Source organism: Chitinophaga arvensicola (assembly GCF_900110835.1).
In the GTDB taxonomy this organism is placed as follows: domain Bacteria; phylum Bacteroidota; class Bacteroidia; order Chitinophagales; family Chitinophagaceae; genus Chitinophaga; species Chitinophaga arvensicola.
This window is the reverse complement of sequence record NZ_FOJG01000001.1, coordinates 980,116-1,004,108: the sequence shown is the minus strand read 5'-3', so window position 1 is coordinate 1,004,108 and position 23,993 is coordinate 980,116. Positions and strand designations below refer to the sequence as shown.

The 23,993-nt window shown below is 41.3% G+C and carries 21 protein-coding genes; 8 read left to right on the top strand and 13 right to left on the bottom strand.

The annotated features are described in order from the left end of the window. Positions 1–11: 11 nt before the first annotated feature. Positions 12–1,157, bottom strand: a complete 1,146-nt coding sequence (locus BMW79_RS04325) for a hypothetical protein (protein ID WP_143059070.1) — start codon at positions 1,155–1,157, stop codon at positions 12–14. Positions 1,158–1,253: 96 nt separating this feature from the next. Then, complete coding sequence (locus BMW79_RS04320; protein WP_143059069.1) at positions 1,254–1,835, bottom strand: hypothetical protein; 582 nt, start codon at positions 1,833–1,835, stop codon at positions 1,254–1,256. An 894-nt stretch (positions 1,836–2,729) separates the two neighbouring features. Here BMW79_RS04320 and BMW79_RS33800 point away from each other — a divergent pair. From BMW79_RS33800 to BMW79_RS04290, 6 genes are all read left to right on the top strand, one after another. Next, on the top strand, positions 2,730–3,305 hold the full coding sequence (locus tag BMW79_RS33800; RefSeq protein WP_177192038.1) for a helix-turn-helix domain-containing protein: 576 nt from the start codon (positions 2,730–2,732) through the stop codon (positions 3,303–3,305). A 233-nt stretch (positions 3,306–3,538) separates the two neighbouring features. Beyond that, entirely contained in the window at positions 3,539–3,880 is a 342-nt protein-coding gene (locus BMW79_RS04310; RefSeq protein WP_089891030.1) for a hypothetical protein, read from the top strand. Positions 3,881–4,275: 395 nt separating this feature from the next. After that, positions 4,276–4,755, top strand: coding sequence for a MauE/DoxX family redox-associated membrane protein (locus tag BMW79_RS04305; protein ID WP_089891028.1), 480 nt, complete (start codon positions 4,276–4,278; stop codon positions 4,753–4,755). 17 nt (positions 4,756–4,772) lie between these two features. Continuing rightward, positions 4,773–5,264 carry a hypothetical protein gene (locus tag BMW79_RS04300; protein ID WP_089891025.1) on the top strand — a complete coding sequence of 164 codons (492 nt, stop codon included), beginning with the start codon at positions 4,773–4,775 and terminating at the stop codon, positions 5,262–5,264. A gap of 194 nt (positions 5,265–5,458) precedes the next feature. Further along, the gene (locus BMW79_RS04295; RefSeq protein WP_143059068.1) at positions 5,459–6,244 is read left to right on the top strand and encodes a protein kinase domain-containing protein; all 786 of its coding nucleotides are present in this window, start codon (positions 5,459–5,461) and stop codon (positions 6,242–6,244) included. 76 nt (positions 6,245–6,320) lie between these two features. Beyond that, complete coding sequence (locus tag BMW79_RS04290) at positions 6,321–6,674, top strand: DUF6520 family protein (RefSeq protein WP_089891020.1); 354 nt, start codon at positions 6,321–6,323, stop codon at positions 6,672–6,674. A 380-nt stretch (positions 6,675–7,054) separates the two neighbouring features. Here the strand turns inward: BMW79_RS04290 and BMW79_RS04280 are convergent, their stop codons facing one another. The 5 genes from BMW79_RS04280 to BMW79_RS04260 form a co-directional block, all read right to left on the bottom strand. Continuing rightward, the gene (locus BMW79_RS04280) at positions 7,055–8,494 is read right to left on the bottom strand and encodes a TlpA family protein disulfide reductase (protein WP_177192037.1); all 1,440 of its coding nucleotides are present in this window, start codon (positions 8,492–8,494) and stop codon (positions 7,055–7,057) included. Between the two features lie 87 nt (positions 8,495–8,581). After that, complete coding sequence (locus tag BMW79_RS04275; RefSeq protein ID WP_089891010.1) at positions 8,582–9,955, bottom strand: RagB/SusD family nutrient uptake outer membrane protein; 1,374 nt, start codon at positions 9,953–9,955, stop codon at positions 8,582–8,584. Between the two features lie 3 nt (positions 9,956–9,958). Next, the gene (locus tag BMW79_RS04270) at positions 9,959–13,489 is read right to left on the bottom strand and encodes a SusC/RagA family TonB-linked outer membrane protein (protein WP_089891008.1); all 3,531 of its coding nucleotides are present in this window, start codon (positions 13,487–13,489) and stop codon (positions 9,959–9,961) included. A 672-nt stretch (positions 13,490–14,161) separates the two neighbouring features. Beyond that, positions 14,162–15,340: a FecR family protein gene (locus tag BMW79_RS04265; protein WP_089891006.1), complete on the bottom strand. Its 1,179-nt coding sequence runs from the start codon at positions 15,338–15,340 to the stop codon at positions 14,162–14,164. 174 nt (positions 15,341–15,514) lie between these two features. Further along, positions 15,515–16,108 carry an RNA polymerase sigma factor gene (locus BMW79_RS04260; protein WP_089891003.1) on the bottom strand — a complete coding sequence of 198 codons (594 nt, stop codon included), beginning with the start codon at positions 16,106–16,108 and terminating at the stop codon, positions 15,515–15,517. Positions 16,109–17,016: 908 nt separating this feature from the next. Between BMW79_RS04260 and BMW79_RS04255 the strand changes: the two genes are divergently transcribed. Together BMW79_RS04255 and BMW79_RS04250 are read left to right on the top strand one after the other, a co-directional pair. Beyond that, on the top strand, positions 17,017–17,847 hold the full coding sequence (locus BMW79_RS04255) for a hypothetical protein (RefSeq protein WP_089890999.1): 831 nt from the start codon (positions 17,017–17,019) through the stop codon (positions 17,845–17,847). 196 nt (positions 17,848–18,043) lie between these two features. Continuing rightward, positions 18,044–18,844 (top strand): hypothetical protein, encoded by an 801-nt coding sequence (locus BMW79_RS04250; RefSeq protein ID WP_089890996.1) that lies wholly within the window; start codon positions 18,044–18,046, stop codon positions 18,842–18,844. Positions 18,845–18,850: 6 nt separating this feature from the next. On the opposite strand, the gene BMW79_RS04245 is transcribed toward BMW79_RS04250, so the two are convergent. From BMW79_RS04245 to BMW79_RS04225, 6 genes are all read right to left on the bottom strand, one after another. Beyond that, positions 18,851–20,242 carry a type IV secretory system conjugative DNA transfer family protein gene (locus BMW79_RS04245; protein WP_218150278.1) on the bottom strand — a complete coding sequence of 464 codons (1,392 nt, stop codon included), beginning with the start codon at positions 20,240–20,242 and terminating at the stop codon, positions 18,851–18,853. Continuing rightward, positions 20,176–20,844, bottom strand: a complete 669-nt coding sequence (locus BMW79_RS34075) for a YWFCY domain-containing protein (protein ID WP_218150277.1) — start codon at positions 20,842–20,844, stop codon at positions 20,176–20,178. Before BMW79_RS34075 ends, BMW79_RS04245 begins: the two co-directional genes overlap by 67 nt. Positions 20,845–20,991: 147 nt before the next feature. Continuing rightward, positions 20,992–22,467 (bottom strand): relaxase/mobilization nuclease domain-containing protein, encoded by a 1,476-nt coding sequence (locus BMW79_RS04240; RefSeq protein ID WP_177192036.1) that lies wholly within the window; start codon positions 22,465–22,467, stop codon positions 20,992–20,994. A gap of 14 nt (positions 22,468–22,481) precedes the next feature. Beyond that, a complete protein-coding gene (locus BMW79_RS04235; protein ID WP_089890990.1) occupies positions 22,482–22,886 on the bottom strand; it encodes a plasmid mobilization protein in 405 nt (134 codons plus the stop codon). 209 nt (positions 22,887–23,095) lie between these two features. Continuing rightward, on the bottom strand, positions 23,096–23,422 hold the full coding sequence (locus BMW79_RS04230) for a hypothetical protein (protein WP_089890987.1): 327 nt from the start codon (positions 23,420–23,422) through the stop codon (positions 23,096–23,098). 55 nt (positions 23,423–23,477) lie between these two features. Continuing rightward, positions 23,478–23,786, bottom strand: coding sequence for a hypothetical protein (locus BMW79_RS04225; protein ID WP_089890985.1), 309 nt, complete (start codon positions 23,784–23,786; stop codon positions 23,478–23,480). Between the last annotated feature and the right edge of the window lie 207 nt (positions 23,787–23,993).

Below are 23,993 nucleotides of genomic sequence, written 5' to 3'. Positions count from 1 at the left end.
CGAACGCATTGTCACCGCAGTGCATCGTCAAGCAACCTTAGTTTTGCCCGCATACTGACTTTAGCAGCCTCTTTTGGTTTATAGGTTTTGTTGGCAAAGCTGTCGATGGCAATATTATCGGTGCCAATTGTGCGGATAAAGGCAATTATCTGACGGAACAAATTCAGCTTATCATCCTTTCTAGTAAAGCCGGCTTTTTGTGCGCCATAAGTCAGGGCAGCCAGCTCATCGACACTTAAATCGAGGAATAGCTTTTCTAATTCCTTTTGCTGTTGAGTGGCCAGCAAAGGCTTTTCCAACTTTTTTTTCTCCTGGAATGTCCATGCTTTGAGCTGATCGAGTGCTGAGTGTTCATCGCTTATCAAACAGTCGCTTTTAAGGGGCACTATTTTAGAGAGTTCATCGACGTAAAAGTCAATGGTGATCAGTTTCTCCAGGTTATTCATTTCATCCATCTTCTCGATGAGTTTAAAAATACACCGTTCTATATATTTGGGGGAGTTGTAGTTGAGCCGGATAAGCACGGCGGTATGCAGGTAGTGACTATAATTCGGCACAGTACGGTCTTTAATTTCGCTTAATGCCGTGAGCAACCGGGTAGTGTACTCCAGCAGATGATAAGTTACCTCGCGTGGGCTTGCCCAAATACTGGTAATCTCCGTTTGCACAAGATCTATTACCGGCTGGTTATGATGATCCAGCAGCGGTTTAAGATCGGAAATTCCGTCAATTAGTTGCCGGATATGCGGCAGATGATCATTGTAGATGGTAAATGGGATAGGTAGAGAGGTATCGAATGCCGCCGGCAATGTTTTTTGTAGGATTTGGAGCAGGTCACTAAGCAGCCTATCTATCCGGCTGTAAAATTCCATGAGCTGGTTCTGGCCTTTTTCTTTTGCCGCCTGAAACCAGTTGGCAAGTTGGCCGCATATATCCAGAATCGAAAGAGCGTGTACCGGCACATATATTCTGGCCCTTTCCAGGTCCTTCATAGCGGCAAGGTCCTCTTTAAAGATGGTTCGCAGCCGTTGTACCTGCAAGGATAGGTAATGGCTGTGGACAGCCACCTTTTCGCGTAACTTTTCATCGACAGGTAGTATCTCCGGAGGTAACCGATCGTGTATATACTGTTCCAACTCAACAAGTTCGTATTTCATAGTTGTGGTTTAATATCGTGCAAAACGGCAGAGGGCCTGTTGTCAGGAGTGGCCATCAGTGGGGAAAAGGAGGCAACTGTTGGTTGGTGCTATTATTTACAAAAATTGACTTCTATCAAATCGGTATATTGTCTGCGCCTGTGTACTGGTCGTTATTCGCTGGATCACATCACCCTTTAATTGAGTACAGACCACATGCCAGTAGGTTTGATCCTGGTCTACCTGAACACATAATATTGGATGTTGTGTAACCTCGAACATAGAAGAAAATGCAAACATTATTCCATGTTGTATTGTCTTTAGCCTAAGCTGTTGGTTGGCTTTGAGGCTAAGAACGTAACACTGCTTGCCACCAATGATTTCGGCTAGGGTTTTAGGCCCGGTACGCACGTCAATCTGGATGGCAGGCACCCCGTCCAATGTTACAACAAGGGCTTGGGAATTATCATCTTTCGCCACTATCATATAGGACTGGTAGAAGGTATCAGCGGCCAGGTCGGCATCCTGATGCTCAGAAATACTTCCTTTTCCCATCCAGCCCAGCACCTCGGCCAGATCACGGGCAACATCGACTGTGCGCAGTTCATAAGTTATATGCCGCGCAAATTTGATATTGAAGATCACTGGTGCAAAAGGATCTACAGGCTGACAAAGGTGTAACAGCGGTGGAGGCTTCATAGTAAGGTTATTCATAATTGCTCTTTGTCGTTTCAGTGCAAAAATGGCCACGGATAGGATGCCAGGTTAGGTGCATAATGCACCTAACCTGACATAGCCATGTCCCGGCAGGGATGGAACCTTAACCAAATGTCGCGTAAATTTTCAAAGGGGGGGTGATCAGGGAGAGTGCTACAGGTTGTTAAAAGAGGCATTGTCGAGCACCGCCCCGTGGCGGTTTGATAAAAAATTTGTCCATACAATTCTACAGTAAAAATCCATCAGAATAAAGGATAATTTGACTGGGTAAGGGGAAACCTTTACGTTATCAGATAAATTTTAATGTTTCTCGCGGTCAGCAATGTCCGCAAGTATAGTATCTAAATTGTCGCCCTGAAAATACTTCCGTTTGCATATCATAAAAGGTTAATAATATTTTGCAATCATAGGGGGATTGAGCAATTTGCATTTCACCCTCACCGGTGGCCAAATCGAGCACCACATTCCCCGTGGTTTTAACCTTATCGTATGGACCTAAAACTAAGCAGTTCCAGGTTCGGGGAACTGCCATTGTCTAACGTGATGCCAGATCAGTACGCTCATTTAGCCATACCCGGAACACAGTTGAGATCTGCGTCGTGGGCCAAAAACTCCCTGGTTTTACAATGTAGGCAATCCGGACCCTTTAGTATTTACCATTCCCTTCTTTCCGGCAGTCAACCTGACCACCTTAATGCCAGCTACCTTCAAGGGGTGGTGGTTTTACACCTTAGCCTGCAGGGGACGATCCGTTACCAGGTACAGGGTCTTTCTCCCATTGTACTACATGAGCGATCCTACACCATATATTACGCCCCTGTATGGCTGGCGAAGATTCACATAACGGACAATACAAGTCGCAGTATTCTCCTTTGTATGGCGCCAGATGTATTCCATAAGCATAGCTTTCGCTTTGAGCGTGCAAAGGAAGTACTATGGCGGATGAGGGAGAACGAACCCACCAAACTGTCGAAGCATCGCCTTATTGCTGACTATAATTTGCTTATGATGCTGGGGAACGCACTGGAGGGTGGGGGAGACATCGACTGGCAGGCAGAGGCAGCGGATTACGCAATAGAAATGACATTGCTTAAAAATAGTACACCCAAAAACAAATTGAGCGATGATGAAATCGGTAGAGTATATCAAATAAGGGAGATTATCACTTCTGATTTAAAGGTCACACATACAACGGAAGAGCTTTCGAAGGCCACGGACCTTAACCATTATCAGCTCCGTACTTGGTTTTCGCTTGTATACGGAATGTCAATCAGTGATTATCGTATTGAAACAAAAATCCGTCGCGCAGTGGAGCTGCTGAATAAAGGAGAGAAAGTCGTAGTGATTGCCAGCCAGGTCGGATATAGCGAAAGCCAACTTCGCCGTACCTTTTCTGATTACTTCGGTTGTACAATACAGGAATACACGCGTGGTTTGCGAAAAAAAGAATAAAAGTTCGACAAATATGCGAGGCGAAAGATCAGCTATTTTGATTGAATCAACAATCTGCCATAGTATTTTTGTGAAGCACCTCCGATAGATCAAGAAACGTTTTGACAAGTTCCGATAAGCAAAGCATGATCTGAGAAATACGAAAGCCAATAACCTTCGGACAGTTAGCAGGGATGAAAATAGTCTGGACTGTTCGTAGGATTGGCACTATTTCATCACTTTAAATCAGAAACATGAAACTACCTGCTGTCTTTAGGGCGCTTCTGCCTACATGTGTTGCTATCTTATGCGCATTTAGTTCAGTGAAGAAGCCGTTGAAATCTACTGAACCTTGGGCCGTAGAATCCAGTGATGCAAACTACTATTATTTAGCAGAGGAAGTTGGTGGTGGTGATGAAATTGAAGGAATAGATTACTTATGTAATGTGCAGTCAAATACTACATGTACTATACAGATAGATGTGGTTAACATTACCGTCGACCCTATTACCGGAAAGTTAAGAATACTAAAGAGTGGAGTAATATTTGTAATCTTTCTTAATAGAAAGTTTGTTGATCTCAATCCAACAAAATAACAATCCCTTTCAGGTAGTGAATATCTTATGCCTAGAAAACTCACATTATCATTAGCCGCAGCAATCATTGGCTGATCAGCCGTACTTGCGGTAATGTCTGTGTTGAAATACATTCCAATTATCTCTGATGTAAGAACACAGGAATATTGAGATGGAATTTGAAGATGTGGTCTATTATTATTTGAAGGTTAATATAAACGGATGGACAATTGACGTAGATTATATGAGCATAGCACAGGTTAATAGAATTTTCACTGTAGTAGCTGAAGCCATTCAAATTGTGAGATATGCGCCAGGGAAATTCAGCCTCACTAAACATTAGTGATTCAGAAAACTACCAATGTAAAACTTATTAAGTTTATGTAATCCTATTCGAAATTTTTATCCTATATATTATGAGCAGGAAAAACTTCGTAGTTGTAGAAATCTTTTCCATACTTATCACCTTGTTGTTTGTCTATACAGCAACATCGAAGATTTTGGATTTCAAAGGCTTTGTTGGCGCGATGAATAATCAGCCGATGGATAATAGATGGACACCCCTGCTTGTGATACTAATACCTGCTGCTGAATACATTGCCTCGATTCTACTTTTCTTTCGGCCAACTAGGAAATTTGCCTTCCTCATGTCAACCATAATGATGTTTGTGTTTACAGTTTATGTTGGAGTTATTCTGAGTAAGGCAGTATATAGCCGTGTCCCTTGCTCATGCGGAGGTGTATTTCCTCAAATCGGCTGGGGGCCCCACTTATTTATTAATATAGCTTTTACTGCAATTTCATTTTGGGGATACGTGCTTTGTAAAAAGTTGAAGCATGATGATAATGAAGATAACACAATCCTCGTTTCCGTGAAGGAAAAGTATTCTATCTAACAATTAATCCTGCCGCAATGCGTGGAAAATTATTGATACCAGGATCTAATAACAATCAGAAGGAGGTCAAAACGGTCTTCCGAAACGATACATATAGGCTTCAACCGGGAAATCCCTATCGGGAGTTCATTGAGGCTTTGGATATAAAAGATTACAGCGAGATTTTGGAGGGAAATGGGATTGAATACCAGAGGGTGGGCAGGTTTCTTTATGTGGGGACTACAAATTATCACCACAAATGGGTGACATTTATTTCGTGCAACACCCAGGATACTCTTTCCGTCCTCAAAACAATCATAAAATTCTTAAAAAATCATAACATTTCGTTTCGTATTGTTGAAAATGGCTACTACAATTATCGGCAGAACGGTGGTGAATTTTCTCTTGGTGAAGTTGGCAAGACGATATCAATGCTTCTTACAGATGAACAATTGAATTTGTTGCTAAAGGATCATCTGAATAACCTTCTACCGATAAAGGCCCCCACTGTGAAAACGCCATCCATTTAATAGGTCCAGTATTCACCGCATACTGTAGAGTAAAAGAAATTGCAGTTGGCGGAATAAAACAGGAAATAAAACAGTACGCCATACCTAAAAAGGAAAAGCCCCCATTCCTAGGCCCTGGTTTCACTTATAACTGCTATCAAGTCCCGAAGGTTGTCGGTGGGAAATACATTGTAAAGCGGCCAATTTCACGCTCAGTGCGTGGTGGAATATATTCGGGATTATACTTTAAATGGCTGCTTCCAAAAAGTATAATCATTAAAGAGGCTATGCCAAATAGTAGCATTGATCCCATTGGCAGGACCACAGAAGATCGGCTCATATGGCTATCTAAAATATTTTTGCAGTTAGAAGGCAAGATATCTGTTCCAAAACTTATTAGTATAATAAAAGAAGGTGACTACACGTACTTAATTACAAAAAAAATAAAAGGGAAAAGTCTTGCGCAAATATTATATACAACTACAAAAGACAGGCCATTTACAAGTTTGTCCAAAGATGATCAACGATACATCATTGATCTATTAGTTAAAACGATAAAGGCCGTAGAAGAATTACACAACTTAAATATTGTACACCGTGATCTGACTCCTTCAAACATACTATTTGGGAAAAAGGGAATTGTCAGTTTAATCGACCTCGAAATGTCGCATGACATTTTGAACTTGGCCCCGTTCCCGCCTTTCGTTTCCGGAACACATGGATACGTGGCGCCTGAACAGTTAAAGTATGCAAAGCCGGAGAAAACTGAGGACGTTTACTCACTTGGCTGCATAACCATTAAATTATTAACAGGCGAGCACCCAGGTAAGATAATCGACATGAAGAAATTTTCGGTTACCCAAAAGAATCTATTGGCTATTTGCGCTAATGCTACGTTGTGCGATTTGGCATTAGCCTGCATTGACCCCAATCCACTAAATCGTCCGTCACCTAGGGATATGTCAGAGCAATTAATTTTATACTGTAAAAAATTCCTTTAGGGGAAATAAGATATTACATGCGCGTGTAATGGTTAGTTAGTCAAACAAATTCTATTAATTATTAAACTATCAATTTATGAAAAGTGCGAAAAGCCTTTTTACGATGCTGGCATGTGTATTAGCACTAGCCGCAGCATTTGCCTTTAAAGCTACCCCCAACGAGTTATTACCAAAAGAACCGTGGGGAGTAGACACAAGTGACGCCAACTACTACTATCTGGCAGAAGAAGTAGGAGGAGGTGACGAAGTCCTGAATCAACAGTACTTTTGCAATTTGCAATCAAACACAACCTGTACCATTAACATTGACCCAGCTCTAATCACAATTGAACCTGTTACGCTGAGGAAACGTTATGCTAAATCAAATATTGCCACTGGTGACGTTCTGGTTGCCGGCGCCAAGTTTGTAGATGCCGACCCAACTAAGTAAAAATTACGAAGAGCGTAGCCAAATAGGCTACGCTCTTCTATACAGTCTATTTAAGCCGTTCTATCGCATGCTTAATACATATAAATTTAAAGGGCTATTTACAATTATTGCATCGGCAACGATAGCACTGGTAACTCATCATAATGTTGATTATTATGCCTGGGCAGTTGATTATAATGATTCGGTATATTATCACTTGAGCGAATCTATCACCTCAGACTTAGAGGGAGTTGATTATCTCTGCATAGTGCAAGAAAATGAAAGCTGTGTAATTACATCATATGCCCTCCCGGATTATCAAGGCAGAATTCGTATTGAGGACGCCATTGCAATAAAATTCGGAAACTTTGTCGATCTTAATCCTGCGTACTAATTATACTTCATTTGAGCGACTCAATCAAATTTATTAAACCGGCACTGCTTCGTAACGAAATGTTTCGACGATCATTCCAAGCTAGTCCATTCCTTCCGATAACAATTATTTTGGGATAAGCATATACATTGTAATCGAAAACTACCTCATGTCGTTCACCTTTCCCATTTGTGAATAAATTTATAGATTGATTAGATGTATATATTCCCTGGGTCAAACTTTTTTTCCAAACAAGTGAATCTCTATCAACTGAGATAGTGATAAATTTTACATTAGAATCATTCTTGTATTTATCCTCGACCAATTTTAAGTGTTCCTGATAAAACGATCTACATGGTTTACAACCTGTAAACCAAAAATCTAAAACAATGATTTTATTTTTAAAACTGGATAATGCAATCAAGCTATCCTCAGAATCAGGGAGCACGAAGTCCTTAGCAATGGTAGGAGAGTTTGCGGCTTGAAGTCGTATAAACTCTCTACGATACAACGGATCAACAAAAATATGATCAGAGTATCTGAGAATTGAATCAGGATTATAGAATATAGAGAAACTTTTTCGAAGCAGGGTTATAGCAATCTTTTGTTGCATAATTCCATCATAATCGTTAACGGCTGTAAAATACAGCGAATCAATATTGGTAGTTTGATTTTCGACTAGTAAGCGATTTAAACTTCTATAAATTAGGTATTGATAGTAGTATAAAGATTCGTACAAAATTGATGAGTCCGATCCATTAAAATCATCGACTAAATATTTGACATCTTGACTCCTAAGTGAATCCCGTGTGTTTTTGTCCCCCTTTATCCATCGTTGATTGAAAACTGTAGATTTTATACTTGCTTCCCATGCTAGGCAGTCAAGCAGAATCTTATCATAAGAGCGACCTGACATACTTCCTCTATAGTCATTGACAGTGTTTAACATAGCCGCGAGTAGAGGGTTGTTTATGAATCCAAACTCCTTTGAGTATTGATTAATTTTATTGTTTCCTAATCCAAAGTATCTGATTCGGTTTATCACCTTAAGGCAATTATTCTTTTCGGCACCTAGGCCTTTAAAGATTAAGGGGAAATAGTTTTCATTTTTATACCCCTTTGATAAGATAACCGCCCTCATACTATCTCCGGACTCGATAAGATAGTTTTCTGCAAGCAATACTTTATGCGAACCTGATTTATCAATTTTGTACCCATAAACAGAAAAATATGAGATGTCATTTAATAACTTGAAATCGAAGTTGTATATATTGGAGGCTGATGACAAAACATATCTATCCGAAAAAGCATCATCAAGACCTGCCTGTCCGAATAAAGTAGAGGATACTTTTAACTCTAAGGAATCGTAAGTTAATGCGGAGTCGATCTCGATAGCAATCCTCGCGTCCTTAAATAGCATTGAACCATGTTCGGTACTTATGTTCCCGGCTGAGAATATAACAGTCACTGAAACCAAAAATATAAATAAGGAGAACCTGAATGAGTTCTGAATCCTAACACTTGGCCTATTAAATACGAATACTATCATTTTTTTTTATCTTGGATTCTGTGGAAGATTATTTATTTGCAACTCTGAATTAGGTATAGGCAGCGCATAGCGAGGGCTATTAGGGGCCAATTCATAATCCACATTAGAGATACGGCGTCTAAGTATACTTGAATAGGTTGGTTCGGTATTCAATCTTCGTAGATCCTCCCATCGAACTTGTCCTACAAATGATAGCTCCAACCCTTTTTCACGAAAAAGAATCTTCAATGCCTCTGCACTACTTAATATTCCGTATGGAGTAAACCTGCCAGGTTTAAACCTCGTCAGCAATAGCTTGTTTAACAAGCTTATTCCTTCTTCTACCCTACCTTTTCTTATGGAAGCCTCTGCTTTAATAAAATACATTTCCGAAGTGAGCAACCCTCCAAATTGTGCTCCGCCTGCATAACTTCCCCGATACACTATACGATTATTCGTAATTGCATTATTCATATAGTATAGTGTTTTTCTCAAATCATCATTCGAAAACGACCTGTATAAATTTGAGTCAACCTGGGCAGGCCCAAAAGGGCCAAGAATACGATATGAAGAATTTGAAGCATAAAACAATATCTCTGGATTCGTCTTTATAAGGCTTGAAAACGGGAAAAAGGGAGCGGTATTTATAGTAGAATAATCAATTAACATCGGGTTGTCAAGGATCACCGTATCTGAATAATAATATGAACTATTATAATCACCGATTGCATGATAGATTTTAGCCAATAGTGCTCTGCTGGAATTTTTGTCTGGTTGAGTTTTAAACGAAGCTCGAAAAGGTAACAAATTGACCGCAAGTTTAAGGTCTTTTAAGATATTATTGTATACCTCTTTAGCTGGCATTCTTCCGTTTTTTATATTGACATCAGATGAAATTTTATATGGTATTCCGAGACTTTCATCGGTTGCATTCGCATAGGGTATTGAAAAACACTGGACAAGTTGATAGTGCGAATATGCACGCATAAATAGAGCGGTTCCTTTTATTTGATTATACTGAATATCATTATCTTGACTTTTTACAACATCGTTTAATTTTTCAAGAATTACATTAGAATAGAAAATTCGTTTATATGCGGCATTCCAATCACCATTATAGCCATCCTCAAATATTTCTTTTTTCCAGGCATATAAATTACGCTCTGTTGGTTGTAAGGTTGAGTAGTCAGCATCATTTAAAAAATAGAAATCTGATGAAATATTTCCAAGTGAAGAATAAGTGGCATTAAAGACGCCATCATTATTTAGTAATCCTTGAAAATCTTCTAAAGTTTTGGGTACTACGTCACCGAGGTTATATTTCTTGTCAAGAAATTCGTCCTGCTTTTTACATCCAGAAATGATTATGAGAGCAGCGATCGTATAAGCTATCTTCTTCATGCTTTAAAAATTTGCTTTAATACCTAATGAAAATGAACGGACGAGCGGTATTTGAGTTCCATAGTTGTCTGGGTCAATTCGGCGATTATTTGCTCGCCATAAAATTGCAAGATTTGAGGCATAACCATATATCTGCAAAGTATTGATATTTCGATTTTTACCCAATGGAAGATCATAACTCACTGAAATATCTTGAAGCCTAATGTTATCTCCGGGCTCTATTAAAGTGCTTGAGAATTGATACAGAAGGTTCCTATTTATGTCCGTCACATAATTTATTTTGGGAACATCTGTAAAATTTTCGTCTCCGGCATTTTTCCAGGATTTGAAATAATCCTCATGGGGGCCACTCACCGAGGATGTGGAAATGAGATAGTCCTGAAGGTTTAATGTCGTTGTTGGTCGCCGAAATACATATTTGAATTTGTATTGAATAATAAAGGAAAAGGCGAACCTTCCAAATACAAAACTATTCCTTAACGATCCGTAAAAGCGCGGTCTGGAAGTCCCGTTTAGAATAAGACTATCTGTACTTGTCGTGTTAATTATTTGGGAGTAGTCCTTTGAAGCGGATTTACCTATAACTCCAATTGGATCACCTACGCGATCAATTCCAAGATATTGATAGCTATAAATACCGTCAGTTGGTCCCCCAAGAACGGGTGTTCCCGATCTCGCTTGTGCGAGGTCAAGGGCCGTGTAATTTGTAGAATACTCTAATACTTTTTCTTTAAGGGTATTAAAAATAATTGTTGGAGACCATGAACCTGGTCCGATTTTAAGATTCGAAGATGCCGTTACCTCAAAACCACTGCTCCTAAATCTGGCAGCATTTCCTTTAAAAGATTGAAAACCATTTGAAGGGGGTAATAAAATATCTTGAATAAGATCATTGCCTTTCTTAACAAAATACTCAACACTCCCACTCAAATGATTCTTAAATAATTTGTAGTCAAGACCTAAATTAAAAGTATTAACTTTTTCCCATCGTAAAGATGGATTTGGAGGCTGACCTATCGTGCCAAACGGTAAATTTGTATAGCCACTGATATAAGTATAAGTCGAGGTAAGGTACGCACCGCCATTATAAATATTGCCATTTGATCCATATGTAGAGCGTAGAGACAAATAATCAATTCCATTGATATTAAAGAACTTTTCTTTGGTTATATTCCAAAGAGTACCAATTGACCACAAGGGAGTGATCTTATCATTTGTCTTCACGCCAAATAGATTGGCGCCGTCTTTTCTGCCACTTACTGTAATGGTATATTTATCGTCATAGGAATAGCTTAGGTTTGAATAATAGGATAGAAATCTCTGTGTCTGTTCAGTTCTACCTGATGGATATGGCGGTATCGTTGAAGAGCCACCGCCATTTAGAGGAAAGTAAGTTAGAAAATCAATGATTGAAACAGAGGTGCCGAAATCATTACTATAGCCATAAGAAACTTGATCGTTCGCCTTTGCAACAGTCTCCCTCAATTCAATACCAGCAATTCCCGTGAAGTTGCTTTTCCCAAAATCCCTCCCATAATTGATCTGACCCCTGGCATTGGTGGCCATCAATGTTCCATAACTTGACCTTAATATTCCTCCATTGGGGAATGGATAATTGAAAGTTTTAGTACTGGCATTATATTGAGCATAGCTATTTACAAGCGATCGTACTATATAGCTCTTAGGGTCTTGAAATATTCGCCTTTCGTTTGATTCTCTTTCATTCTGATACAGCAAGTCCAACGCAAGTCCCTTTGTGATTTTAACCCGTGCTCCAAACTTCAATAATATATTATTTGATTGTTGGCTATTATCAGCTAAGTCCAACTCTTGAAGTGGTCGATAATTCCAATCCATGAATCCCAGGTGCCTCAAACTATCATTGAAATAACCTGAGTGTTCTCTCGCTATGACTCCTGGGCCACCGTCATTGTCAACTAAGCTGGCATATGGATATAACTGTGAATAAGGAGATGTAATAGATCCATACCCTATCGAATTATTCGCTCGAACGTCCCGTCTTGAATAAATCATTGTAGTCGTTAACTCAAGGAATTGTTTTGGTGTATAGACATTTGTAGAAGTAATTGATAACCGTTCAGCCCCGTTCCTTCTTAACTGATCTTTGGAGTTATCATATCCAAGCCCTAAATAGTAGAAGAAGTTAGAGCTACCTCCATTTAGACTTAAAAAATGGCGTTGGGTTACTGGATTTTGGTAGACATTTTCCATCATGTCCACCCTATAGTCATGTTGGGATATTTCGGTTATTGCAGAATCGGCAAAACTTCTGGAAATACTGCCTTTTGCAGCCATATCAAGTAATGAAACTACAGGCGAAATTGCTGGAAAACTTACTCTATCATTTAAGGTAAAATTAAAATAACCACTATCGAACGCCATTTTTTCAATTTTCGCAAATTCTACCCCAGGAATAAATCTATTGTCCCTTATCAAATTGGGTTTGTTGGAAATTGTTACATTAGAATTAAGCGAAACTCTTATAGGTTGATTTGCCGAACCTCTTTTAGTGATAATTACAAGGACCCCATTTGCAGCCCTGGCTCCCCAAATAGAAGAAGCTGCCGCATCCTTTAGTAGTGTAATGCTTTCAATATCATTTGGGTTAATATTATTTATATCTCCCTCATACGCAAAGTTGTCCAATACAATTAAGGGGTCCTTGCTTACGTTTGGACTAAAAGTGCTTTGTCCGCGTACTGTTATACCAGTTTTAGAATTTGATGTCGCATCTGGATTAAAATATGTTCCTAGTGTAACGCCGTCCAACTTAGCCAATATGTTAGAGTTGACATTTCTCTCTAATATCTTGTTGCTTATGAAAGCGTATGATCCTGGCGCCCTCTCCTTAGAGATGCGGCTGAAACCGCTACTATAATTGATTTGAACACTCCCCAGAGCGGTAGCTTGTTGTCTTAGATCGGTTTTGAAAAATACCTGGTCTTGATATCGAATATCAGCAGGAGCATAACCGATCATAGAGAAGGTGATACGGCCGCCAGCAGGAGCGTTGTTCACCACAAAACGGCCATTATCATCGGTCTGTGCCATCAGTTTGCCAGGGGAAACAAGCACAGAAACGCCCGGCAATGGTCTGCCGAGGGTGTCAGTAATAATGCCGGTGAGTTGTTTACGTCCAGTGTCGGCCAAGGGCGATTCCTGTGTGCGGATTTTAGCAGGGGAAACAGCAATCGTTTTTCCAGCGATAGTATAGGAAAGGGGTTGTCCGCTAAAGATCAGGTCCAGGACTTTTACTATATCGGAACTAGATACATCCACTGTTACCGGATTGGCGCTTTTGAGCCACTCCGATTTATAAGTGAAATCATATCCACTCTGTTTAACGAAATCTTTGAATACAAGAGCAATCGGTGCTCTACTGTATTTGAGGGTAATTACCTGGGCATACCCTTTGGCTATCCCTGGCGCAGATAGCAGCAGACAGATGAAGAGCATAGCAGTAAGGCGGTAGGTAAGTTGATGGCCTTCAGTTCGCTTTAGAGATCTTTCCATGACCCGAATTGAGTTTTAATTAGTGATAATAGGAGACGGCGATGTTGATCAATAGCTCTTCACACATGGATGCGCGAAGAGGCTACTGCACCAACATTTTTGGGGCTAACACTCATATGGACAAGGAATCAACGATAGGTGATAGGATAAAGCAAACTGGTCACGTACAGTAACGGAGTTGAATGTATCCACACGTACCCTTCAGGCCATCGAGGGTCCTTTATACGCAAAAGCGTCGGCTGCAACAACCGTAAAAGGAACGGGACCTTTATATAAAGGACACTCGAAAAGCCTTCTTCTTTCTGTGTTTCTTGGTTCTTTTAGTGTGGTGAAGGACTTTATTTTACGTGCTTAACTTTACATTAGATGAAAGGGAAAGCGCTCTCATGGTGGCCACCCACCAAAAGATGACTGCGGCTTTCCGTTCTGGCGCCTGGCAGTATATTTAACCTGCGCCTATTTTCTTAGTTATATTTTATGACTACTAATAAAACTATTCTTCATGCTACGTTTCCCTCAAAATCTATTGCCCTTATGGTCGGAGGAAGGACGAACCCACCTCCTTTTGATAGACCATCTATTTGCTTATTGACGAAAAACGGCTTGTGCGGTAAAAACAGCGCAAGGTTACTTATTCAACGAAATAGAAAATTGATTCTTAAATTTCAACAACTATCTGATTACTATCTTATTATTAATTACGTCCGCTTTAACATCAAACTGTCGCAAGCTGACCAGGACGCTATCTAACGGTGCTGATCGGCTTAGTTTGCAGGAAAAAAGTTCCCCGGCGTAGTCCTTCTCGTAAAGGACTGGAACATTGTACCACCTACCAATACTGCTTAGAATTGTCCGTAGATCGCTGTCTATAAAATAGAAGCTACCAGTTACCCATCCCTTAGCAGCATCCGTGTCCACTGTTTTTAAGTCAATCCTATCGGACCCGCTAACAGTTGTCGCCTGCTGGCCTGGGGACAGCAACACATCCTTACCCGCGATCCCCAGGCTGACGCGTCCTTCAACCAGCGTCGTAGCGGCTGTAGTATTGTCTTTGTAGGCAGATACTACGAAATGTGTACCCAGGACATTTACTGTAAAATTGCGTCCATTTTGACTCTGATACTTTACACGAAATGGCCGCCGATCTTTGGTGATTTCGAAGTACGCCTCGCCATCCAGTTCTACTGACCGCTCTACTTCGCCGAATTGCACCGGAAACCGTAGAGTAGTGGCGGCATTGAGCCAAATCTTGCTCCCATCCTGGAGCTGCAGGCGGTACTGACCGCCGTTCGGAATTGAAATAGAATTAAACTCGTTCTCATGAATACCCGTACCGTTGTATGTAACCTCTCCACCACGATTAGAGATAACAGCGCCTTTTTGTCGGGCTATTGCTGCGCCAGTAGCCGTATCTAAATCAACGATGGAGCCGTCAGCCAGTGTGAGATATGCCCGATCTTTGCCAGGCTGCATGGCGCCGGATGCCGGCAATGATGTATACTTATCTCTAACTGACTGCCTGTTTAAAATCGAAACGAAAACCAGTCCTGCAACCACGGCTGCTGCTGCAGCATAAGATAATCTTCGGATCATGCTACTTTTACGTGATCTTGTAAACCCCTTCAACCGCTTTCTGGTGTTCTCTTCGGCGTCAAGGGTTTGGAGAAAAAGAGCATTCATAGCTCCCTCTTTATTTAAGATGTATTCTTCATACCATTGAAGGTTATGAACATCTTCAAGCCAAACCGAAAGAGCAACCTGTTCTTCAGGAGTTAGGGCTTCGTCGTTGTCAGGATTTTCCCTTTTCTTTTTAAGAATGGAAAAAATACCTGCAAGGCTTTCTTGATCCATTGGCAGTTAAACTTTTAATTCGAAAAAATGCGCTACTACTTAACCACCAGGTATAGGGAGGACGCTTTCACCTCGTCAAGTTCCCCATACAAATACAACAAACTCCCACCCCTGTTTTTACTGAAGATTTGAAAAAAAGTTTAGGAAAAGTTTAGCGTTTTTTTGAGTATAGGCTTAAAGCATTGATAATAAATTGCTTATTGACACAATAGTAATCAACCATGATGAGGTAGTACGGTGCTTATAGAGATTTCTTAAAAATGTGGTGATTTCGTTGTTGTAGTTATATATCGTCCTTATTCTCAGCTTCAGGATCTCAGCTACTTCCTTTAGCGTAAAACCTTCTTTGTGATGAAGGCGATACACCTGGCGGTGTTTTTCTGATAATTTCTCCAGGTCTTTTTCAAATTCCTCAAAGAAGGAAAGGGTGAGCTGATCATGCTCAAGTCCTCTGTCCTGTTGGTCTTGCAGGCGGCTCAGAAGTACAGCCCTAGCCTTTTCTTCGATCTTTTGTTTAGTGATGTAATTGTAACAACGATTTCTCAGAACTGCATAAAGAAAGGCACGAATATGATCCGGGCTGGTAAAGCTGCGGTAATTCCACAGTTCAATAAAAGTGTCTTGTACAAAATCTTCGGCCCGCTTCTGGCTGTTAGTAAAGCGAAACGCAAACAAATGCAACTCTCTATTGAACGCGCCGAAAACTGCAGTAAAGGCAGTATCGTCCTGTTCGTTGATTCCAGCTACTATTTTAGTAGTAATTTCCATGTAAGCCGACCGGTTTAAATAAGTGCTACGTAACCCAAATGTTCAAGTACAGTTATGGACAGGACAATGCCAGTTGCTTAGTCGTCGAAAACCGAAAACCTCAAAACATTTACTGGGATTCTGGATGGTGGATACAAGTTTAACGGTGAAAGCGTGATTCCAATCTCTTCATATGCCGGCGCCATTAATATGCCGGTGTGGTATAATTTGGGAAATTACCATTCCTCTGTGTAGTAGCAACATTTTACACGCGCAAAATAGAAAAAAAATCATTCTCAGCAATGGGTGTCTTAAATATTGCCTATCAATAAATTGTAATGATTTATCATAGGTTGACTGCATAAATACGAACTGTTCGGCCTACCGTTTAAAATTTTCATGAAGAATCACGCCTGCTGCCCTACAACGGTTTGGGTAGCGGGTGATCTTAATTGAATTTTTTTCAAAAAAACCTCCCAAACATTAAGCAAACCTGCCATTCTCCGCTTTTTTTTGCGAATCAGTAAAAAAACAGGAAATCACTATTGGTGGAATATCTTCATAACCATATATTGCATACATAAGAAAATTCTATTCAGTCCCACACTAAAAGATCGAGGTCAGTTGCCTGAAGTGGCAACCGACGCCACAATTGGGCATTAGCCGTAGCAATCACCCAACCAAAGATCAAACTATGTAGGTTTAAAGCACTTACAGCTACCGCTTTTGCGTAATTCCCGTCATTGGAGTTTGGCGTCTAATGCCTTACTTCTGGTAGCGGAGGGTTATAAAAATCCATCAATACGTTAACATTACAATTGCCCTCGGGGGGGCTACTGGCAGCGCTTTGCGGTAGCGACAACCTAACCTGTTGTCATTACGCATTGGAGTTGCAGAAGGAACACTGAAAACATCAAACTATTGATATTATGAAGGGGGAGAAGCGAGTAAAGCAACATATCGTTGAAGAGGATACAGAGCAAATACCAGTTTCCCTGGTGGTGGATAATAATGTGATAATTCCAAACCGTGATGCGGTATGCGCTACCGGCAGTCATTTTTTTACGGTAAGCCATGAGACAAACGATTACAAATTGGAAATAGTGCAGATCGGGTCGGGTGTGCAAATACTGAACGGCAGTGCCGAAGATTTCTTTCGACACGCCTTCAATCTGGTATACGGAATGGAACCTGAAATAGCCTACGAACTCAAACCTGAAATAATCGACCAACTTCGGCAACCAGACTTCCGGTTTCCTGGTAACAGAACAAAAGCATCTTTGGTGAAGGAATGGCGAATGCAGCACTGTTATTGTTACCAACTCGCCGTTACCAGTCTTTACAAACCGCTATTGACCAGGATGTTTTGGCAGGACATTAACAACTACTTCGGCGTTAAATACAAGGTATCGGGTAATATCTTAAACATACCGAAACAACACCTTGTTTTACGAGCAAAACCGACTTTGAACAGTTCTGAATTGGAATCCCCTGCACAAAGGTTCCATGATCCCAGGATACTCTTACTTAGGGCCAGGATAGTAGAGTTAAGTAAACACCTGCCAGAAGAAAAACAACTACCGTTTGCCCTATTTTCAGATATACCGGACCTTATCATAAAACTACTTACAGTAGCAAAAAACCTGGAAGAATTAAAGTCGCAATTGGAGGGTGCAGGCTATCTGTTACGGAAAGAAATGGTCAGTGTTCCGAAACTATATTTAAAGACTGCGCCGACCGCGCCGTGTATGTTCTTTTAGTGTGGGATTTTATTTGGTGGTTTAACCATTTATAGAATTTCACTACCGCCCGGTGTCTACTGGGCGGTGATTTTTTTCCACCCAATACTATATCGGGTGAAAGCTTATGACCCTTTAGGTTATTTAGGTTATTAAAGGGGTGGTTTCAGCAGGCCGGGAGGTATTGCCCTCCTGGCAATTTTAAAAACCTTTTCTGATGAGATATGCCTTATTGATCATTCCTGCATTCCTTTACAACAATCACTGCACACGGATAATCATCTCTGATTCATCTTGCCACCAGGATACAGTACAGGAAATACTTAAAACGGGGAGTGAGCTTTATAACTTGGTACAGGTTTATCAAATAGCCCAGCAGGCTGCCGATACCTCCCAAAATCTCTTTGGACCGGTTGATAATATCCTACCCTATAAAATAAATGACACCTGCTACCGGGCAGTCGGGTTCAGCAGCCATTTTCAAAATCGAATTGTGTTGACCGTAGAGGTACATAATATTTATAATACGTCTTTAACCCCTTTCGTGTATATAAGAAAAAGTGTCCCCAGTTTATCTGAGGACACTTTACTTAGGATGCAGCAGGCCATCCTTCATGCTGGTCAAACTTTGCTACGCCGCAACCTTCGTAACAATGCTGACACCTATATAATCCCAATGAAAAAGGGCGCCAGCCTGTATGGCTACAGCCTCGCTCTTGCGCCGGAAGATGAAGAACTGAACGTAGAAAATGATATTCAATATCAGTTCACCACCCCGGACTCCGTAACTTACATGCGACCACTACACACAAGTTCAACTCCCCCCGGCAAGCTCTACACCGATTCGGCTCTGGCATACAAATGCGATGAAATCTCTCCGATCAGCCCTGCCGATGTGTGCAGCCTGCTTTATTACTGTTCAAAAAGAAAGTTCAAGCAAGTCGGTATTATTCACCGAAATCAGCTACTATTATGGAATTATGCGACCAATACTGGCCAGATCAACGACACACCGTAATTACTGTTACTTATTATCCGGATGGACAAATAATAGGTGAGCTAGATTCGGATCTCCTTTTATCATTGCCATTACATCCTGTTCCATCTCGATAATATCTGCCTTTATCTGGTTATAGTTTTCCATCACTTCTTCCTCTGTTACATCTCGAATTTTCGGTAACGGAACGTAGCTATCCTGCTCATCCTTGATCGCTTTATGATCATTGACGAACTGCGCATTGAAGGCTTTCAGTTCAATCGGCTCTGTGGGATTGTCAGCCACCACGCCGCAAAATTCACCGGCAGTAAGATTCGAGATTTTGGATTGCGGTACGGCATATTCCAGGTTGGTATTTCGGCTCACGGAAGTATCTGTTCTGTTGATGCTAACACTTTCGCGCTCCTGTACGATTTTACCGATACGTTCACTTACAATTTTAGCGGAATCCCCAACACTTTGGCCGCTGATAATGTTTCCGCAAACACTAAATAGAACTTCTGCCTGTTCCTTGCTATAATCCATACGTACCTGCTCGATACTTTGAACTGCAATCCAGGTTTGTATCAAATTCGACCTGCCGGTACTAACGGTTACGTGTAGTGGACAATAAATCGTAGGGTACTCATCGAAGATCAGTGAACATTTTAACTGTCCTTTGCGGTTTACCAACTTCAGCATCCTGTTTGTGTACAGGGAGAGCACAGCGCCGTAAGTCTGAATTTTTAATGGGTTATTGCCCGCGCAAAACACCTTTGGTTCATCTGGATTGTTAATATCCAGGCTGAAGTCGTCGCCCGATAAGACATAGTAAAGCTGCGGTGAGGATAGTCGTGCCAGCGCAATTTTTGCAGATGCTATCTGACCTTCAAGTTGCTCTCGGGCATTATTACAATAGGCTTGGATGAACGGATCGACTAACGAGGTCAGTTCATCGAAAACCCCGAGCATAGGAAAGAGTGATTCATAGCCTAGAGAAATTATCTCTATCACGTGGGGCAATGTGCAAAATCTCCCATTTTTATACCGCCGTAAAAACCAAATTACCGCAGTGATAAAATTTATTGGGGACTCCACGAAGAAATCCCCACCACGCGCAACCCAGCTTCGGTTTAACCCTAAAAGTAGTGACCTACTTGACTCTGCGGCATCAGTAATGTCGGTCATCATCTGAGGATCTAACGGATTGCACCTGTGCGAATACGACAGATCATCAAAGTTGATCACACAAAATTTCGGCGGAACTTTATACGCCTTCTTATTCCTTAACAGTTCATTATATACAATCTTGGTAAGGTCGTCGTACTTGAAATCATAAACGAAGACGCTGAAACCCTTCTGACAATTTTGCTTTATGACTTCGCGAACCAGGTAATAACTTTTCCCCAACTCGAACCGGGCAGCCCAACAAGTAGACATGCCCGGTATGGATTTATTATATTCACAAATGAGCGACGGACCTTATTGCCAAATTTGTATATCGCCTTGAAGTTGACGCTATGTTCGTTGAGGCGCAGCACCTCATCTTGTGGGAAAGTCTCGTTCGCAGAGTTCCATATGTCTTTTCGCAGCTGCAGGCGAATGAGCCGGGATAATCTTGTACCACCTGCCAGGCAACAGAGAAAGCCCAGAGAAGTAATGATCATATAGGCGATGACGGCGGCCTCCGGAGCCATCGCCATATAAAGTAAAAGATTACTACCCCAAAACAACAGCAGCCCTGCTCCAATTAGACCGGCAACCATCCCTTTGGCAATCTTTTCGTCTTTTTTTCCCAATGCCCCAATCAGGGAAACTGCCAGAGTAAGCAGCACATATAATTTTGAAAGGAAAATGTTATTGAAAATCCCCATCCGGGCAAATCCTAAAAGCATTGTTTTAACAAATGGTATGGTAAGCCCCCAATGTTCAAAGACTGCATAACAGAAATAGTAGAAGTGCAGGCCCAGCAAAACGATGCTGCACTTTCGGATAAGGTCGATAAGGACCCGTAGGCCCTGCTCGTTTTCTCCTGTGCTCATAAATTCGAATTTTAACGTGATAAAATCTGGCTTGCCGTTGCGGCAAACCATTGATCTGAGCTAGGAGGGAAAAGCTCAGTGTTTAGGCCGCAGAGGGAGTGGCCCAGTAATAGTTGGAGGGAACAATTAGTAGAGAGGGCAACTTAGTTATCGCCGTGGGCCATTCTTCTGCCCTTTCTTTCTTTTATAATGACCAGGAACATAGCTAGATGTGTAGGTGTAACCTAAAATATCATCCGCCACTTTTTCAAAATAATGTAGACTATCATCGTATAAATGCTGATCTATACTTTCGGCCAGGTCGTGGGCTGTACGGCTCAATAATTTCTCCAGTAAGGTTTCGGACTGATTGTTAACCGCGCCAAAGTCGGCTGTATTTAACCAATTATTAAATGACGAAGGCGCATTAACGTACGCATCTGGGGAAGTGCCCCGGTGGCCGAGCCGGTAAAATACCTTGCCTTTACTAGTGCCGGAAATCTCTATACCGATATTATGTTTATCCAGATAACGGAGGATAGTTTGTGGGCGCCGGCGATAATCAACACCTGCCAGAATATCCGCTATCAATATCTGGTTGTAATGCAGTTCGGGGTTTCGCCCAGCCTCAATGCGCTGTAAAAGTGCGCCGGCGCTGTAGCCTTTTCCGAGATCACGGCCATTGTAGGCAACCTTAGTGAGGGTGTCTACAAAGGTTACACCATAGGTGAAGTCGTTCTCATTCTTGCGGTAGATAATTGCTATGTTATCCTTTTCCAGCAATTTTTCAAACTCTTGCCGGCTGCAATTTGTCTTTAGAGAATCCTCAATCACCCTGATGATCCTGGCGCGGTAACGCTTACGGTTCTCACGATTACTATCATATCTTTCCTCCAGTCTTTTTAGAATTGGCTTATCCGCCAGCTTACTTCCTTTAATCGGCATACTCCATTTGCTGTCCGTTTCATCTATAATACTGTACAACAAACCGCCAGTGGTGTTTAGTACAGAGCCTTCCTTTCCATTATCAAGCATAACTCCAAAGTGAGAAAGAATAGCACTGTATTCCGCCAACGAACCATATTTATAAGAGTTGAATACCTCTCGCACTACGTTGGTTATGTCACGCTTTACCTGGCGCCGGTTATTGGGATCTTTCCCCTCAATATTTATCCTGGAAAGATGTTCACCATTTTTTAGGTGATGTCCTTCTGCCTGAACGATTCCATAATCAAGTTCAATTTTCTTTCTTGCCGGTTCGGATTGGTCTTCAACGAAGCGATGACTTTCGATACGGTCACCATTAGGCTGTATATTAGTGGTGACAATGTGCATGTGATCATTGCCGGTATCGGTATGCCGGTATAATAAATATGGTTGATCACCATAGCCAACCTGCTGCATATAATCGTCGGCAATATCGCGCATGAGCTGGTCGGAAATATCTTCGCCCGGATGAAAACTCAGCGATACATGCAGGGTATTAACTTCTGTTATCTTGTTTTTTTCCGTCAATGCCTTAAACCGGTTGTTCTTTTCTCGGATAGTAAGATCTGCGGCTTCCTTCCCAAATCCTATGGCATCTATACACCTGGCTTCTCCCAATGCCACCTTGTCCTCATTATAATAAATGGCATCGTACATATCCCTCCGGAACTTTACCCGCGTAACCATTTTTCAGAAAGTTGGGATATGATAGGAAAAATAATCTCTAGCCTTTGGTCCACCTTCTTGGAATACTCCAACAGTTGGAACACCGAACTTACCCGTTCCGCTCGCCCAGCCGCCGTATGAAACTCGCGGGTAACCTGGTTAACATTTCGCCCAATTGAATTTAATTCCTTACGAATACGGGTAAGTTCTTCCATCACCTGCGGCAAAGAATTATCAACGGTATACACCGTAATGGGCCGGTTACAAATTATATCCCGCAACAATTCACTCATTTTCCGGTACGGAGAACTTGCAAGCTGCTTATTAAGCCGATCAAAATGCTGCTGGTTAATGCGTGTTTTTACATCATATAACAGGCCGTCAACCTCATTTAATTTCTTCCTTCCCATAATTATAATACATGCGCTATGACATAATTACATTACTGGTGGCCTGCCACCGAAGCCGACACTGGAGGCTGAGAAAACATTGTTGAGCACAACAATAAATCTTGCGGGAGTCGTCTAATAGTACGACTCCTAACCCATAGCCCTTAGCGTAGACCACCGATAAAAGAGGGAATACAAAGTAAGAGAAGGACATTGCCATATTGGCATGGCTATGGCTGACTAATTTGTGGCCTTTTCTCATTACGGCCAGCCCCTTCAGCCTTGAAAAAAGATTTCAACTTTTTCTTAGCATCCAGGCATAATCGTATCTGCAAATCAATAAGCTCATCCAGTTCTTCGTAGGAGAGTCTAAGAGGATTAACAATTTTGTCCTCATCCTTTTTTGAGGCGCCGTTTTCGGAGTAGTCAATAATGTTGGGAGAATATATCTCACCGAGTTGTAAATCTGGTGTAACCCCAATACACAATCCAGTGATTTTAGCTTCCCTGCCACTATCAAAGACCAGCAGTCTTTTCTTTAAATTGTAGATAGCCATCGTCTAATTTTTACTGTTTAATGATGTGAGTTTTTTAAGTTTTTTGCGAGAAGGATCAAATTGATGGCCTTTGTTTGCGGTTCTTTTCACCTCTTACCACAGTTCTTTGCGGCTTCTTACCAGTGGGTAAGGTTAGCTCTTGGGTACCTTCGTAGTCATGCAGCACCTTCCTTTTGTCGGGTGATAATACCCTAAAACCAGAGTGAGAAATTGTTTTTGTGTTCTGTTTGATCTTAATTTTGCGCATCTTATCCGCTTCTTCCTTAGAGGACACTGGAACAGGAATCGCCATTACCGGGTCGCCACCGGTAAGACAGAGCTGATACTCCAGGTATCCAAAAATCTTTGCACTATCCTTTTTCATGGACCATAATTTCTAACACTGTACAAAAATGCGCACAACAATAGCAGGTATATGACAGAAATAGTCAGGAGATAAAAAAAAATTCTCATTGAAGCTAATAGCCGGCAGAAATTTGGTGAATTTTCTGCCCGTACTGGAAAATACTGTTGGATTCTATCGTTATAGAAATAATGGACTTGGATATGTTACTGATATATGATAGACCGG

Bases quoted from the DNA above. Each gene is read 5' to 3' on its own strand.
- BMW79_RS04325 (WP_143059070.1), bottom strand. From the start codon at position 1,157: ATGAAATACGAACTTGTTGAGTTGGAACAGTATATACACGATCGGTTA.
- BMW79_RS04320 (WP_143059069.1), bottom strand. From the start codon at position 1,835: ATGAAGCCTCCACCGCTGTTACACCTTTGTCAGCCTGTAGATCCTTTT.
- BMW79_RS33800 (WP_177192038.1), top strand. From the start codon at position 2,730: ATGGCGCCAGATGTATTCCATAAGCATAGCTTTCGCTTTGAGCGTGCA.
- BMW79_RS04310 (WP_089891030.1), top strand. From the start codon at position 3,539: ATGAAACTACCTGCTGTCTTTAGGGCGCTTCTGCCTACATGTGTTGCT.
- BMW79_RS04305 (WP_089891028.1), top strand. From the start codon at position 4,276: ATGAGCAGGAAAAACTTCGTAGTTGTAGAAATCTTTTCCATACTTATC.
- BMW79_RS04300 (WP_089891025.1), top strand. From the start codon at position 4,773: ATGCGTGGAAAATTATTGATACCAGGATCTAATAACAATCAGAAGGAG.
- BMW79_RS04290 (WP_089891020.1), top strand. From the start codon at position 6,321: ATGAAAAGTGCGAAAAGCCTTTTTACGATGCTGGCATGTGTATTAGCA.
- BMW79_RS04275 (WP_089891010.1), bottom strand. From the start codon at position 9,955: ATGAAGAAGATAGCTTATACGATCGCTGCTCTCATAATCATTTCTGGA.
- BMW79_RS04270 (WP_089891008.1), bottom strand. From the start codon at position 13,489: ATGGAAAGATCTCTAAAGCGAACTGAAGGCCATCAACTTACCTACCGC.
- BMW79_RS04265 (WP_089891006.1), bottom strand. From the start codon at position 15,340: ATGGATCAAGAAAGCCTTGCAGGTATTTTTTCCATTCTTAAAAAGAAA.
- BMW79_RS04260 (WP_089891003.1), bottom strand. From the start codon at position 16,108: ATGGAAATTACTACTAAAATAGTAGCTGGAATCAACGAACAGGACGAT.
- BMW79_RS04255 (WP_089890999.1), top strand. From the start codon at position 17,017: ATGAAGGGGGAGAAGCGAGTAAAGCAACATATCGTTGAAGAGGATACA.
- BMW79_RS04250 (WP_089890996.1), top strand. From the start codon at position 18,044: ATGAGATATGCCTTATTGATCATTCCTGCATTCCTTTACAACAATCAC.
- BMW79_RS04245 (WP_218150278.1), bottom strand. From the start codon at position 20,242: ATGTCTACTTGTTGGGCTGCCCGGTTCGAGTTGGGGAAAAGTTATTAC.
- BMW79_RS34075 (WP_218150277.1), bottom strand. From the start codon at position 20,844: ATGAGCACAGGAGAAAACGAGCAGGGCCTACGGGTCCTTATCGACCTT.
- BMW79_RS04240 (WP_177192036.1), bottom strand. From the start codon at position 22,467: ATGTACGATGCCATTTATTATAATGAGGACAAGGTGGCATTGGGAGAA.
- BMW79_RS04235 (WP_089890990.1), bottom strand. From the start codon at position 22,886: ATGGGAAGGAAGAAATTAAATGAGGTTGACGGCCTGTTATATGATGTA.
- BMW79_RS04230 (WP_089890987.1), bottom strand. From the start codon at position 23,422: ATGGCTATCTACAATTTAAAGAAAAGACTGCTGGTCTTTGATAGTGGC.
- BMW79_RS04225 (WP_089890985.1), bottom strand. From the start codon at position 23,786: ATGAAAAAGGATAGTGCAAAGATTTTTGGATACCTGGAGTATCAGCTC.